The organism is Faecalibacterium hattorii (genome assembly GCF_003287455.1).
Taxonomy (GTDB): Bacteria; Bacillota; Clostridia; order Oscillospirales; family Ruminococcaceae; genus Faecalibacterium; species Faecalibacterium hattorii.
This window is the reverse complement of sequence record NZ_PRLC01000008.1, coordinates 86,503-101,131: the sequence shown is the minus strand read 5'-3', so window position 1 is coordinate 101,131 and position 14,629 is coordinate 86,503. Positions and strand designations below refer to the sequence as shown.

General features: G+C 55.8%; 12 protein-coding genes. 5 read left to right on the top strand and 7 right to left on the bottom strand.

Annotated features, from left to right (window positions below):
* Nucleotides 1-91: 91 nt before the first annotated feature.
* Complete coding sequence (glgP, locus tag C4N23_RS07105; RefSeq protein WP_280953106.1) at nucleotides 92-2,392, bottom strand: glycogen/starch/alpha-glucan family phosphorylase; 2,301 nt, start codon at nucleotides 2,390-2,392, stop codon at nucleotides 92-94.
* A 90-nt stretch (nucleotides 2,393-2,482) separates the two neighbouring features.
* Between glgP and C4N23_RS07100 the strand changes: the two genes are divergently transcribed.
* On the top strand, nucleotides 2,483-3,340 hold the full coding sequence (locus C4N23_RS07100) for a helix-turn-helix transcriptional regulator (protein WP_097840134.1): 858 nt from the start codon (nucleotides 2,483-2,485) through the stop codon (nucleotides 3,338-3,340).
* A 155-nt stretch (nucleotides 3,341-3,495) separates the two neighbouring features.
* Here C4N23_RS07100 and C4N23_RS07095 read toward each other — a convergent pair whose 3' ends face one another.
* The 6 genes from C4N23_RS07095 to C4N23_RS07070 are packed head-to-tail and all read right to left on the bottom strand — an operon-like array spanning nucleotide 3,496 to nucleotide 8,969.
* Nucleotides 3,496-3,789, bottom strand: a complete 294-nt coding sequence (locus C4N23_RS07095; protein WP_207657358.1) for a hypothetical protein — start codon at nucleotides 3,787-3,789, stop codon at nucleotides 3,496-3,498.
* Between the two features lie 50 nt (nucleotides 3,790-3,839).
* Complete coding sequence (locus tag C4N23_RS07090; protein WP_112145073.1) at nucleotides 3,840-5,669, bottom strand: amylosucrase; 1,830 nt, start codon at nucleotides 5,667-5,669, stop codon at nucleotides 3,840-3,842.
* A 3-nt stretch (nucleotides 5,670-5,672) separates the two neighbouring features.
* Nucleotides 5,673-6,605, bottom strand: coding sequence for a carbohydrate kinase family protein (locus C4N23_RS07085; protein WP_112145071.1), 933 nt, complete (start codon nucleotides 6,603-6,605; stop codon nucleotides 5,673-5,675).
* Between the two features lie 36 nt (nucleotides 6,606-6,641).
* Nucleotides 6,642-7,259, bottom strand: coding sequence for a hypothetical protein (locus C4N23_RS07080; protein WP_112145069.1), 618 nt, complete (start codon nucleotides 7,257-7,259; stop codon nucleotides 6,642-6,644).
* Nucleotides 7,246-7,896: a YesL family protein gene (locus C4N23_RS07075; RefSeq protein WP_112145067.1), complete on the bottom strand. Its 651-nt coding sequence runs from the start codon at nucleotides 7,894-7,896 to the stop codon at nucleotides 7,246-7,248. The genes C4N23_RS07080 and C4N23_RS07075 overlap by 14 nt, the downstream gene beginning before the upstream one ends.
* Nucleotides 7,897-7,913: 17 nt before the next feature.
* Nucleotides 7,914-8,969 carry a LacI family DNA-binding transcriptional regulator gene (locus C4N23_RS07070; protein ID WP_112145065.1) on the bottom strand — a complete coding sequence of 352 codons (1,056 nt, stop codon included), beginning with the start codon at nucleotides 8,967-8,969 and terminating at the stop codon, nucleotides 7,914-7,916.
* 342 nt (nucleotides 8,970-9,311) lie between these two features.
* Between C4N23_RS07070 and C4N23_RS07065 the strand changes: the two genes are divergently transcribed.
* The 4 genes from C4N23_RS07065 (at nucleotide 9,312) to C4N23_RS07050 (ending at nucleotide 14,428) form a co-directional block, all read left to right on the top strand.
* On the top strand, nucleotides 9,312-10,259 hold the full coding sequence (locus tag C4N23_RS07065; protein WP_112145063.1) for an ABC transporter permease: 948 nt from the start codon (nucleotides 9,312-9,314) through the stop codon (nucleotides 10,257-10,259).
* Nucleotides 10,243-11,178, top strand: a complete 936-nt coding sequence (locus tag C4N23_RS07060) for a carbohydrate ABC transporter permease (protein ID WP_112145061.1) — start codon at nucleotides 10,243-10,245, stop codon at nucleotides 11,176-11,178. Before C4N23_RS07065 ends, C4N23_RS07060 begins: the two co-directional genes overlap by 17 nt.
* Before the next feature lie 76 nt (nucleotides 11,179-11,254).
* Complete coding sequence (locus C4N23_RS07055) at nucleotides 11,255-12,928, top strand: extracellular solute-binding protein (RefSeq protein WP_112145059.1); 1,674 nt, start codon at nucleotides 11,255-11,257, stop codon at nucleotides 12,926-12,928.
* Between the two features lie 24 nt (nucleotides 12,929-12,952).
* Nucleotides 12,953-14,428, top strand: coding sequence for a glycoside hydrolase family 32 protein (locus tag C4N23_RS07050; protein ID WP_112145057.1), 1,476 nt, complete (start codon nucleotides 12,953-12,955; stop codon nucleotides 14,426-14,428).
* Nucleotides 14,429-14,629: the final 201 nt, after the last annotated feature.

Below are 14,629 nucleotides of genomic sequence, written 5' to 3'. Positions count from 1 at the left end.
GCTTGCTGGGCTGTGCCCTGACCTGCGGCAGACATCATAGACCGGGCGGGTCTTGGCATAGTTCCTGATAACGTGGGTTCAGATAGGAGAATTATTTGCCCAGATGCCAGATGTCGCGGTTGTACTCGGCAATGGTGCGGTCGGAGGAGAACATGCCGGCTTTGGCGATGTTTACCAGACACTTTTTGCGCCAGCCCATTGGGTCGCAGGCGTAATCGCTGAGAACCTGCCCTTTGCGCACCACGTAGGCGTTGAAGTCTGGCAGGGTCTGGAACCAGTCTTTGTGGATCAGTTCGTCATGCAGGCGGGTCAGATTTTCGGCATGACCGGCGGCCAGCATCTCCGGCCCGGTGAGAAAGTCGATGGCGCGGCGGAGATTGGGATCGCCCTCGTACCACTGGGCAGCGACATAATCGCCGACGGCGTAACGGTGGATGACCTGATCCGAGGTCTGGCCGAAGATATAGATGTTTTCTTCGCCCACCTGCTGGCTGATCTCCACATTGGCGCCGTCCATAGTGCCCAGCGTCAGCGCACCGTTCAGCATGAATTTCATGTTGCCGGTGCCGGAGGCTTCCTTGGAGGCAAGGCTGATCTGCTCAGACAGGTCGCAGGCCGGGATAAGCTTTTCGGCGGCGGTGACATTGTAGTTTTCCACGAACACCACCTGAAGCCACCGGGATACTTCCGGATCAGCGGCAATGACCTTCGAGAGGGTCAGCAGGGCGTGGATGATGTCCTTTGCGATGGTGTAGGCCGGGGCAGCCTTGGCACCGAAGATGCTCACAAGCGGTACGGCGGGCAGGTGTCCTGCCTTGATCTCGTAATACTGGTGGATGAGGTACAGCAGATTCAGCTGCTGGCGCTTGTACTCATGCAGACGCTTGGACTGGATGTCGAACATGGCTTCGGTGTTTACTTTTACGTTCTGGGTGCGCAGCAGCCAGTCGGCAAGGGCTTCCTTGTTGGCTTTTTTCACGGCGGTCAGCTCGTTGAGCACGGTCTCGTCGTCTGCAAAGGCGAGCAGCTTTTCCAACTCGGCGGCATCCTTACGGAAGCCGGAGCCGATGCGCTGTTCCAGCTCAGCGGTCAGGCGGGGGTCGCACTCCAGCAGCCAGCGGCGGAACGTGATGCCGTTGGTCTTGTTGTTGAACTTTTCCGGGTACAGTTCATAGAAGCCGTGCAGCTCGGAGTTTTTCAAAATTTCAGTGTGCAGCGCCGCCACGCCGTTGGTGGAGTGGGTGAAGTGGATGTCCATGTGAGCCATGTGTACCCGGTCGTCCTTGTCGATGATGGCAAGGCTCTCGTCTTTGGTACGGGTGCGGGCCAGTTTATCCAGCTTTTCGATAATGGACATCAGCTGGGGCACCACGGCATCCAGATAGGCGCGGGGCCACTTTTCCAGCGCTTCGGCCAGAATGGTGTGGTTGGTGTAGGCGCAGGTCTTGGTGACGATCTCTACGGCTTCCTCAAATTCGATGCCCTTTTTGCCCAGCAGCCGGATCAGCTCCGGGATGACCATGCTGGGGTGGGTGTCGTTGATCTGGATGGCGGCATAGTCGGCAAGGTCGTGATAATTGCAGCCGCGGGCGGCGCATTCGGCAAGGATCAGCTGGGCACCGGCGGAGACCATCAGATACTGCTGGTACACCCGTAGGCGGCGGCCCGCCTCGTCGGAGTCATCTGGGTAGAGGAACAGGGTCAGGTTCTTATCGATGGCGGTTTTGTCGAAAGCGATGCCGTCGTGGACGATGCTCTCGTCGATGGTGTCGAGGTCGAACAGGTTCAGGGTGTTGGTACGGCCCTCGTAGCCGGTAACGGCCAGCTTGTACAGGCGTGCCGTGTATTCCTTGCCGGCCAGCTCCACTGGATAGGTGACGTCGGTCTTTTCTGCCCAGCTGTGGGCGGTCAGCCACGGATCCGGCTTCTCATTCTGCATGCCGTTTTCAAAGGATTGATGGAACAGGCCGAAGTGATACCGCAGACCCACACCGTCCCCGGGCAGATTCAGGGTTGCCAGCGAATCAAGGAAACAGGCGGCCAGACGGCCCAGACCGCCGTTGCCCAGAGAGGGTTCCGGCTCCAATTCTTCAATGTCGGACAGGCTCTTGCCAGCGGCGGCCAGTGCATTCCGGGCTTCATCGTACAGCCCCAGATTGATGAGGTTATTGGAAAGCAGCTTGCCGATGAGGAACTCGGCGCTGATATAGTACAGCTTGCGGCCGGTGACCGGCTGAATCCGGTTTGCGCTCTTCTGCCGGACGACTTCCAGCAGAGCAAGGTACAGTTCCTGATTCGTGCAGTCGGCCAGCGGCTTGCCGGTGAGATTCTGTAACGTTTCGGTGAAGTTCATAAACAGATCCTCCTTTGATACGGAAAGCAGGTTTGACATCTCTGCCACAAGATATACCACAGAAAACAATCAAAATCTTGCCGAATCGGTGCAAATTGTGGTACAATCCGATCATCGGGAGGTGAGACGATGCAAAATCAGGCATCTTTGCAGGAAACAAAGCAGCACGGAGCCGTGCGGTTCCCGTTCAACCTTTATCCCTGTACCATTCCGGGGGATTTCCCGCAGGTGGCGCTCCACTGGCACGACAGCATGGAGCTGGTCTTTGTCAAGCGAGGTGCGGGGCTGGTGCAGATGGGAGCTGTGATCTACCCGGCCCGCATGGGGGATATTTTTATTTTTACGCCCGGCACCCTTCATGCGCTGCGGCAAGCCGAGGGGCAGTCCATGGAGTACGAAAACATCATCTTTGAGCTGGAACTTTTGGGCGGTGCGGGAGACCTGTGCGCAGAAAAGTATATTTTTCCGCTGCAAAGCGGGCGGCTGGCGCTGACCGGGCATCTGACGCCGAATGATCTGTGCTATCTTCCCGCTGCGGCCTGTCTGCGGGAGGTGGAAGATGCCAACCACACCAAACGCCCCGGCTATGAACTGGTCGTAAAAGGGGAGCTGCTACACTTTCTGGCCCTGCTCATTGCGCAGGGAAAACAGCAGCTCCCCACGGAGACCGCCGACACCCAGCGGTTAAAAACGGTTCTGCAATGGCTTTCTGTCCACTATGCCGAAGAACTCCGGGTCGCGGATGCTGCAGGGGTCTGCTCCTGCAGCGCCAGCCATTTCATGCGGTGGTTCCGGCAGATGACGGGACAAAGTTTCGTCACGTTTTTGAACGAGTACCGCCTGAACGCCGCCGCCGAAGCGCTGCATACTACAGACGAAACCGTGCTGACCATCGCTTCCCGGTGCGGGTTTGAAAATTTATCCTATTTCAACCGGGCGTTCAAGAAACACTTCGGCATGACACCACGGGAATACCGGAAAAAATAAAGAGCGGTCGTTTCGCCTCTCCGCGCAGGAGAGGAAACGGCCGCTTTGCGTTTAGGGGATATACATCCGCGAAGTTGTCCATCTGCTGTCGCAGACTGGTCTGTCGCGTAAAAGCCCCACTGGGGCTTTCATTGCTGCGCTGCGCAAACTGGAAGTTACCACTTTCCTTTAACGATTCGTCCACCGACCAAAATGGAAAAAAAAATAGCAGCGAAAAACAAAAGGGTGATCCAAATTGGGCTGAATACCCATAGCCATGACCACGAAATCAATCCTGTTACTTTTAGTACAGCAAAAATCAAAACTAAAGCAACAATAGGATCCATCCTAGACCGGTGGGATTTCTTCTCCGTGTGCATAACAGAACCTCCTTGAATTCCGATTGGTTGAACTAAGCCGAGTATACCATACGCAGTTAAAAATAGCAAAAGACAGGATACCATCGCCATGATGATACCCTGCCTTTGGTCGTTGCTGTTCGGGGTGGTTCTCGTTTTCCTTATTTATTTTTTACCAGCAGCGCCTGATAGGGCTCCAGCTCCACATCTGCCAGCCAGACGGAAGTGCTCTCCGGGGTGTGATACTCGCCACCCAGAGCGTCCAGACTGGCCCCTGCCGGGTACTCGGTAAAGTTGAACAGTCCCACCAGTGTCTCCTCGCCGCGCTTGCGTACCAGTGCCAGCACGCCGGGGTTGTGGCTGTCCCATGTGGTCACCCACGCATCCGGGGCAAAGCAGGGGTCTGCCCGCATTTGGCGCAGCTGCTCCATGCCCTGCCACAGGGCGTTTTGCAGCGTGCCCTTCCGGGTGCGCTGCTTTGCGTCCTCCCAGTTGAATTTGCTGCGGTGTAAATTGCGGCTGTCCTCCACACGGTCGGGGTCGTTTTTGTAGTCCCAGCCATTGAGCTGAGCGATCTCATCGCCGCAGTTCAGCATGGGGAAGCCCTGCAAAAACGCCATAGCAGTGTGCAGCAGCAGATCACGCTTCACGGCATAATCCAGCGCAATTTTATCGTTTTTGTCCAGTGCCTGTTCGATACCGCACAGGCTGGCGGTGGTGCCGCAGCTCCGGGCATCGCCGGTGGCGGGGTCGTAGTTGTACAGCTCGCCTTTTGCCCAGCTGCCGGGGAAATTGCCCTCGTAGAAGTGGTACAGGTATTCCTTGTGCTTCTGGGGGTCCATGCCCAGCCGGTTTTCCACCGCCTCGTCCAGACCCCAGCCGATGTCATCGTGGCAGCGCAGATAGTTCACGAACCAGCAGTTGTCCGGCAGGGCGTGCAGGGCATCCAGTTGGGCCTTCAGCAGCCGGGTGTCCCGGCTGGCAAGGGCACCCCACAGGTTGACCATGGTGGATACGTTGTAGAGCATGTGGCATTCCGGCTTTTCCGGGGTGCCGAAATAGGCGGCCAGCTCCTTGGGCGCCATGACCACCTCGCCCTTGAGGATGACCGCCGGGCAGACGCATTCCAGCACCATGCGGAGCATCCGCACGATGGTGTGCACCTGCGGCAGGTTGCGGCAGGTGGTGCCCAACTGCTTCCAGATGTAGGGCACGGCGTCAATGCGGAACACCTCTACGCCAAGGTTGGCGAGGTGCAGGATGCTCTTGGTCATGTCCACGAACACTGCCGGGTTTCCGTAGTTCAGGTCCCACTGGTAGTCGTGGAAGGTGGTCAGCACCCACTTGTGCATTTCCTCGCACCATGTAAAGTTGCCGGGCGCGGTGTTGGGGAACACCTGCGGCACCGTCTGCTCGTACTGGTCGGGAATGGTGCGGTCGTCATAGAGATGGTAATAGGCCTGAAACCACGGGTCGCCCGCCTTTGCCGCCATGGCCCAGCGGTGGGTGCTGGCGGTGTGGTTCATGACAAAATCCAGACACAGGCTGATGCCGGCTTTCCGCAGTTCACGGGTCAGGTTTTCCAGATCTTTGTTGGTGCCAAGGGCCGGGTCTACGGTATCGAAATCCTCCACTGCGTAGCCGCCGTCGTTGTGGGGATGGGGCATCTGCAGCAGGGGCATCAGGTGCAGATAGGTCAGCTTCTGCTCCTTGAGGTAGGGCAGTTTCTTTGCCAGCTCTTTCAAATTTCCGGCAAAGAGGTCGGTGTACATGGTCATGCCGAACATATTGCCCCGCTTGTACCACTCCGGGTCGGCAGAGCGTGCCTTGTCCAGTGCTTTCAGCTCGGCGCTGCGGGCGTTGTAGGCTTCTGCCATCTCCCGCTCCAGAACTTCCAGCCCTTCCCGGTTGTGGTACAGCTCCATGAACAGCCATTCCAGCTCGTCCTTGTGCTTGGCAAACCGGGACGCAAATTCCTGTTTTGCTGCCATGGTTCAGCCCTCCACTTCTGCAAGGGTGGGCATGGCAGGGATGGCACCATGCCGGCTGGTGGTGATGCTGGCCGCTTTGTTGGCAAAGGCCAGAATGCCTTCCAGCTTGTCCACCGTCAGGGTGTCCAGCTCCTCCTTGCAGAGCTTGGACAGGGCAGCCCCAAAGAAGGTGTCCCCTGCGCCGTTGGTGTCGCCCACCTTGCAGGGAACGCCAGCCACATGGCCGGTCTTGTCCCCAAAGCGGTAGAACACGCCGTTTGCACCCAAGGTGACGAAAATCAGCCGGATGCCGTTCTGGGCAAGCTGTGCCGTGCCGCTTTCGCAGTCGGTGGTGCCGGTGAGCAGGGGCAGCTCCTCATCGGACACTTTCAGAATATCCACCAGCGGCAGGGGAGCTTTCATCTGAGCAATGGCGTCCTCTTTGTTCTTCCAGAGGTTTGCACGGTAGTTGGGGTCGTAGGTGATGGTAGCACCCAGCTTTTTGGCACGGGCGGCAGCATCCAGCGTGGCAGTGCGGGAGGGGTCAGCGGTCAGGCTGACAGAGCCGAAGTGGACGATTTTGGCAGCTTTCAGAGCCTCGTCCGAAATATCCTCTTTGCTCAGCATCACGTCAGCGTTGGCGCTGCGGTAGAAGCTGAAATCCCGCTCGCCGGTGGCATCCACCGAGACCACCGCCATGGTGGTGGGGTGGTCTGCATCCACCGCCATGCCGGAAACGTCTACCTTGTTTTCCGCCAGAACCTCTTTCAGGTAGCGGCCAAAGGCATCCGCACCCACCTTGCCGATAAAGGCGGTCTGTGCGCCCAGTCTGGAAGCAGCCACCGCCAGATTGGCCGGAGCACCGCCGGGGTTTGCGGCAAACTGAGGGATGCCGCGGGCATCCTTGCCGGTCTGGGTCAGGTCGATCAAAACTTCACCAATCGTTACAATGTCCATGATAATTCTCCTTATTCTTGATGTGAAACCCAACGATCACCGCTGGAACAGATAATGAATGTAAGCGGCTGCACGCTCCGGGTGCGGTGCATTCTGTACCACCCCAAGATAGACCCTGCCCGAAAAACCTGCCTGCCTGACAAACGGCGTGTCCGAAATATCCAGCACGGTTCCACCGGCGTTCAGACCCGGCAGTGCATGGAAAGACGCATCCAGCGTCCGCAGATCGAGAAAATAATCATCTGCCAACAGCCGATCCCGTGCATATTCGTCCATCAGAACAACATCTAACCGCTGGGCACTGACTGCACCCAGCAGCTTCATCTCCGAAGCATATACATACTGCTCCTCTGCGCTTTCGCTCTCGCTGAGCAGCAAGCCGGACAGCAGATCGACCCGTTGCTTTTTGGTCAGACCCTGTGCCTCGGCAAAGCCGGTGGTAAGCTGTTCCGTCAGATCAGACCCGGCAGTGATATTTACCAGACCAAGGTAAAGCACATCCTCTTTTTTCGTCACATGGCGGTAGGCTGCATAGCCGAGAATATAGACGACGATGAGCACGATCGCAATGGGCAGCTTGTAATATGCCCAGATGTGCTCCCACTTTTTGCGCCCATGGAGGGAGCGGAGCGTATCCCGGTCAGTTTTCGTCATGGTCGGATTCCTCGTGTACTGCATCAGGGTCTCCACCGATCAGATAGAGGATCCGAAGCATCAGAAAGGAGCAGAGCATGGCGCAGAAGCCCATGCCCAGCAGGAAGGCAGGTGTGAACACAAACACGATGACGTACCCCATGATGCCATAGATCGCCGCCATCAGCAGGGTGCAAAACAGATACCGGACACCCACGAGAAACGCTGTTTTCAGGATGCCGAAGGTGGTGTTTTCAAACCGTGCCAGCAGAGGAAAGGCATACAGCACAACGATGCCGTACAGAACTGCCGCACCAATCAGCACTGCAGTGAGCAGCGTCCAGAAAATGTTTTCGCTCCACATTCGGCGCAGCACAAAGCCATCCGCAGCTAGGAAACTGCCGACAGCCAGCAGGATAAGCCAGAGTTTTGTGGCCGGCTTAAAATTTTCCCGGAACGCCTTAAAAAACATCCGGGTCAGACCATCGTCCCGATCTTCCGCCATTTTGAGGGTGACGTAGAACAATGCGGTGGTAGAAGCTCCTATGGTAACGATGGGCAGACTGCACACGAGCCATAAGATGTTCAGGTAAGCACTGTAAGTCAATTTCGTCAGCACAGCAAACAGCGGCTTGTCCGTATTGAACAGGTCACGCATGGGGGTTCTCCTTTCGCTCAATCTCCTGTGGATTCGCGCAGGATCAGGCTGGTTTCCGTATAGACGGTGCGATAGTTCAGCGATGGCTCTTCGATGCGGGTCATAAGCAGATTGGCAGCGGTGTAGCCCATGATCTGTTCATGGATATGGATCGAAGTCAGATGGGGGGCAAAGTAGGAAGCCTCCGGACTGTCATCGAAGCCGCAGACCCAGATATCGTCGGGAACCGAATACCCCAGCTCATTCAATGCCTTGACCAGATCCATGGCAACAAAGTCATTGGCGCAGACAAAGGCTTCCGGCATCGTTTTGAACCGACGGATGGTTTCGTACAGGGATACCGGATAGTTCTGCTGTCCAGATGGCATCGCACAGGTGCTCAGGCCTTCTGTCAGACCAAAGTACTCCATTGCATCCTTATAAGCCATATAACGCTCAAAGAAGGACTGACAGTGGTTTTTATCCCCCGCAAAGCTGATGCGTTTTTTGCCGCGCTGGACCATGTGGGCCACCGCATTCTGGGTCTCAATGCGGTTTTCCATATAAAGGCGGTCGGCTTTCAGGGGAGGACGCATATCCATCACAGGGGTGTCTACAAACAGCAGCGGAACATCCAGATCGCACAGCATCTGTGCGTAGTCATAGTCGAATACTTCAAAGCAGATGATGCCGGCTGTGCGCTGGATGTCGAGAGAAGAGGGAAGTTTTTTCTCTTTCAGCTCTGTGGGAGAAATGCGATGAATGGTCATGCTGCTGTGCAGATGGTCGATTTCCGACTGGAAACGATCCAGCATCATGGAGGAAAAGTGAGAGCTGTTCAGAAACTGGGTCGTCAGCATGGCGATCTCCCGTTTGCCACGCGGCAGAATAGAAGACTCTGCTGTTTTTGCAGCGTCTTCCTGAAACAGCGGCAGATAGGCGAACTGCTTATAGCCCATTTCGGCGGCTTTGCGCAGGATCTTCTCTCGTGTGGCATCTGCCAGCACACCGGTGTTGTTGATGGCCTTTGAAACGGTGTTGCGGGAAAGCTGCAGTTCGTTTGCAATATCCTGAATGGTGACTTTGGTTGCCATAAGTCAACCTCTTTCCTTATAGTATAGGGGACGGATGTTCTTTCTTTTATAGATAAAGTCTGGTGACGGATCTTATTCTTTATGGCTCCAGTATAGTGCAAATGCACAAATTAGTCAAACGTAAAAATGCAAATCATCATTTTGCACATTTGCACATGTTCAAATTTGTGCACCTGTACAAATGCACAGTATTCCTTTATGTATCCCATGAATTATCGTTGACATTCGCTTATTTGCGTGGTATAAATGAATTAAAGAATTTTACATTTGCACAATCGAAGCAAAAACGTAAAATCCAAAGGTGCAAATGTAAAACACAAACCAAAAGGAGGAGAATGATTCATGAAAGCAAAGACGGCCTCACCGGAAACGGCTGTGCTGACAGCGGAACGCAAGCTGCACAACACATGGGTCTACATCAAACGGCATTGGCAGCTTTACCTGTTGTTCCTGCTGCCTGCCGTGGCGCTGACGCTGGTGTTCAAGTACGCTCCTATGGGCGGTGTGCTGATCGCATTCCAGAAGTACAATCCCTTCAGGGGCATCTGGGGCAGCGAGTGGGTAGGCTTCAAAAACTTTACCCGCTTCATGTCCTCGCCGGACTTCCAGCGTTATCTGATCAACACCCTGAAGCTGAGCGTCTACGGTCTGCTGTGGGGCTTCCCGATCCCCATCCTGCTGGCATTCCTGCTCAACCGTATCGAGAGCAAGAAGATCAAGCAGAAGGTGCAGCTGGTGCTGTATATGCCCAACTTCATCTCGGTCATCGTGCTGTGCGGCATCGTCCGGGTGCTGCTGAGTGTCACCGGCCCGGTGAACGGCCTGTTCCACACCAGCATCAACTTCATGACGCTGCCGGAAGCATTCCGCCCCATCTACATCATCAGCGGCATCTGGCAGGGTGCCGGCTGGGCATCCATCATGTACACTGCATCTCTTTCTAACGCCAGCAAAGATCTGAAGGAAGCTGCCATGATCGACGGCGCAAACCTGATCCAGCAGATCATGACGGTAGAGTGGCCCGCCATTAAGGATATGGTCGTGATCCAGTTTATCCTGCAGGTAGGCAACATCATGAGCATCGGTTTTGAAAAAGCCTATGCCCTGCAAACGGACCTGAACCTGAACACTGCCGAGATCATTGCGACCTACGTTTATAAAAAGGGCCTGTTGGACGGCGATTACAGCTTTTCCACGGCAGTCGGTCTGTTCAACACCGTTGTCAACGTCATTCTGCTGATCGCAGTGAACAAGGTCGTTGCCAAAATGAACGATGGCAAGGGCTTGTAAGGAGGGGTTTACCATGGCAAAACAGAAAAAATCAAAAATGGCCCTCTACACCAAACAAGATAAGATCATCCTGTATTGCGGCTACGCACTTTTGGGCTTGTTCCTGCTGGCGATCATCGTTCCGATGATCTACATCGTCATCGCGTCCTTTATGGACCCGGTCACTCTGCAAAACAAGGGCATCTCCTTTGATTTCAGCAAGTGGAGTCTGGATGCTTACCAGCGTGTCGTTTCGGACAAGCAGATCTGGGTCGGCTTCAAGAACGCGGTACTTTACTCCATCATCTTTACCATCATCTCGGTAGCTGTGACCATGCTTGCCGCTTATCCCATGTCGCTGCCGGACTTCAAAGGCAAAGCGATCTTCAACACCTTGTTTGTGATCACGATGTTTTTCAGCGGCGGTCTGATCCCCACCTACCTGCTCATCAACAATCTGGGTCTGCTGGATTCCATGTGGGCGGTCATTCTGCCGGGCGCATTCAGCGTGTGGAACATGATCATTGCCCGTACCTATTATCAAGGCATCCCGCGTGAGCTGCGTGAAGCTGCGGATGTGGATGGAGCCAGCGAGATGATTTACTTCTTCAAGATCCTGCTGCCCGTCTGTATGCCGGTGGTGGCAGTTCTGGCCCTGTGGCAGTTCGTGGCAATGTGGAACAGCTACTTTGACGCCATGATCTACCTGAACAGCGCATCGAAGCAGCCGCTGCAGCTGGTGCTGCGTTCCATCCTGATCCAGAGCCAGCCGGAATCCGGCATGATCGCAGATATCCAGAGCACGGCCGAACGTGCGAAGATGGCAGAGCTGCTCAAATATGCGACCATTATTATTTCCAGTCTGCCGCTGCTGGTGATGTATCCCTTCTTCCAGAAGTATTTTGATGCCGGCATCATGGCTGGTTCCATCAAAGGCTGAGGATACTCCAGAATTTTATGAGCCGGTACGCTCATCTGTTACACGAAGAAAGAAACATAAAAAAGGAGAAAATACCATGAAAAAGCTGATCTCTCGCCGCAACTTCCTCAAGGTCTGCGCTCTGGCGGGCTCTGCCGCTGCTCTGTCTGCCTGTGGCGGCGGCAAATCCACCGGCGGCAACAATTCTGCTGCCGCAGCTGTGGACACGACCGGTGCCGTTGAATTTCCGCTGCCCGAAAAGGTCACCTTTACCGGCATGACCAGCTTCCCTGTGGGCAGCGAACCCGAACCGAACAACCGCACCATCTTCAAGCGTCTGGAAGAGCAGACCAATGTGCACATCGACTGGACCGCCATCCAGTCCGACCAGTGGAGCGATAAGATCACCCTGAATATGTCCAACCCCAACACCCTGACGGATTTTGTTTTTACTGCTGATTTTAGCGACAGCAATCTGCTGCGCTACGCAGATCAGGGTGTCATCCTCAATCTGGAAGACTACATTGACAACAATATGCCTTATCTCCAGACGGTCTTTGAGAAGTACCCGGAGTACCGCACCATGTGCACCGACAGCGAGGGCCACATCTGGGCACTGCCTTGGATCGAGCAGCTCGGCTCAGAAAAGACCGCCATCCAGACCATTGGCAACATGAGCTTCATCAATACCAAGTGGCTGAACTTCCTCGGCCTGTCGATGCCCACCACAGTGGACGAGTTTGAACAGGTGCTGATGGCATTCCGTGATAACGCCGCTTCCATCAAGGCAGAGTATGGCATTGACGGCGACATCATCCCCATGTCCTGCATCGTCAACAACGGCGATCAGGACCCCAGCATCCTCATCAATGGCTTTGGCGAAGGCTACGGCGATGCAGACAAGGACCGCCATATCGCTGTTACCAACGACCGGAAAGTCATCTGTGCCGCCACCCAGCAGGGCTACCGCGATGGTCTGGACTGGCTGCACAAACTGTATGCCGAGAAGCTCATCGACCCGGAGTGCTTCACGCAGGAGTGGTCCACTTATGTTTCCAAGGGCAAGGCTGGCCGCTATGGTGTCTGCTTCAGCTGGGATGTTGCCAACATTGACAACCTGACCGACTGGGAGCCGCTGCCCGCCCTGACCGCCGATACCCGCAATATCACCCCGCAGAACGGCTCTTTCACCAGCGGTTTTGCCCGCGGCAGATGCGTTGTCACCGCAAAGGCGGAAAACCCCGCATTGGTTTGTGCATGGCTGGATCAGATGTACGCACCCCTCCAGTCTCCGCAGAACAACTGGGGCACCTACGGCGATGCGGAAGGCTTTAACATTTTTGAACTGTCCACCAACGATAAGGGCGAGCCCATGCTGAAGCACGCTCCTCTGGGCGATGCTTCTCCCGTGGAAGTCCGTGAAGCCCAGTGTGTCAGCGGGCCTCTGGCGGTTCTGGATGAGTACTATGGTGTATACGTTACCTGCCCGGACGATGCACAGTACCGTCTGGACTGGATCAAGGACATCTACACCCCGGATATGAACAACGATTATGTCTATCCCAATGTCTTTATGAGCAACGAGGACACCGAGCAGGTCTCTAATCTGCAGGCAGATCTGCAGACCTACATGAATACCCAGAAAGCGGACTGGATCATGAACGGCACTACGGATGCAGAGTGGAACGAATATCTGAGCAAGCTGGAAGCCTACGGCCTGTCCGACTATCTGGCCATCATGCAGAAATATCTGGATGCTTACTACGCATAAGAGTTCTTTCCTTTGGAGGATTCCATGAACGATTTGACCTTACAAAAAGCCCGTGCCTACGAGGCCGAGCACGGCGCTGCCATTTCCCCGGCGGAACGCCCTGCCTACCACCTGACTCCTTATGTGGGCTGGATGAACGACCCCAACGGCTTCTCCTACTATAAGGGGCAGTACCATCAGTTCTATCAGTATAATCCCTACGATGTGCGGTGGGCGCCTATGCACTGGGGCCACGCCGTCAGCACCGACCTGCTGCACTGGGAGTATCTGCCCTGTGCGCTGGCCCCGGATTCCCCGGCGGACAACGGCCCCGGCTGCTTCTCCGGCTCTGCCACCCAGATGGATGACGGCAAGCAGCTGCTGATGTACACCAGCGTGGTGGCAGAAAAGCAGCCCAATGGGGAGATGCGGGACATCCAGACCCAGAGCATTGCCATCGGTGACGGTCTCAACTACGAAAAGCCCGCCTGCAACCCGGTGCTGACCCAGAAAGACCTGCCGGAAGGCTTCAGCAAGTTCGACTTCCGGGACCCCAAGATCTGGCGTGAGGCCGACGGCACCTACTCCGTCGTTACGGTCTGCCTCGCCGAGGATGGCAGCGGCGCAGCAGCACTGTTCCAGAGCGCAGACGGCTTCGACTGGCACTTTGTCACGGTGCTGGAACGCTGCAACAACCAGTACGGCAAAATGTGGGAGTGCCCGGACTTCTTCCCGCTGGACGGCAAGCAGGTCTTAATGCTCGGCCCCATGGAGATGCTGCCCAAGGGCGAGTTCCACAACGGGCACAACGTCATTGCCTTCATCGGCAGCTATGACCAAGCCACCCACACCTTCACGAAAGAAAATGTGCAGCTGATGGATGGCGGCATCGACTTCTACGCCACCCAGACCACCCTTGCCCCGGATGGCCGCCGCATCATGACCGCATGGCTGCAAACATGGTCGGACACCGAGGATAAGCCCAAGGGCTGCAAGTGGTTCGGGCAGACCATCTGCCCCCGCGAGCTGCACATCAAGGACGGGCGCATTTTCCAGACCCCCGTGCGGGAGCTGGATGCCGCCCACGGCAAGCGCACCTTCCACGAAAATGTGACGGTGCAAAGCGAAACTTCTCTGGAAGGCATCAAGGGCCGTGTGGCCGACCTGACCGTTACGGTGCAGCCCGGCGAATACCGCTCCTTCACCCTGAAGCTGGCCGCCGATGCAGACCATCACACCAGCCTGACCTACGACCCCCACACCTCCGAGCTGACGCTGGACCGCAGCTATGCCGGTTCCCGTGCCGACATCGTGCACCGCCGCAGCTGCAAGGTCCGCAGCCAGAATGGTGCGCTGAAGCTCCGCATCCTGCTGGATAAAAACAGCATCGAAGTTTTCGCCAACGATGGCGAGCAGACCATGACCGTATGGATCTACACCCCCCAGTCTGCCGACGGCATCACCTTTGCTGCCGATGGCAAAGCAACCATCACGGCAGAACAGTTTGAGCTGAATCTGTAACCTGATTTTCCCTTCCTTTCTCCTTCATTAAAATACAGCCCCGCTTTGGCTTCTCCTTCACCAAAGCGGGGCTGTGTTTTTGTCGTGCGGCAGCAAAAGACCGGAGTTGTAAAGCCGTTTGGCCAAACAACTCCGGTCTCTTTGGTTGGGGCTTGCGCAGCAGCCCACTGGGCTGATTGCTTACGGTGCTTCGCACCGCCG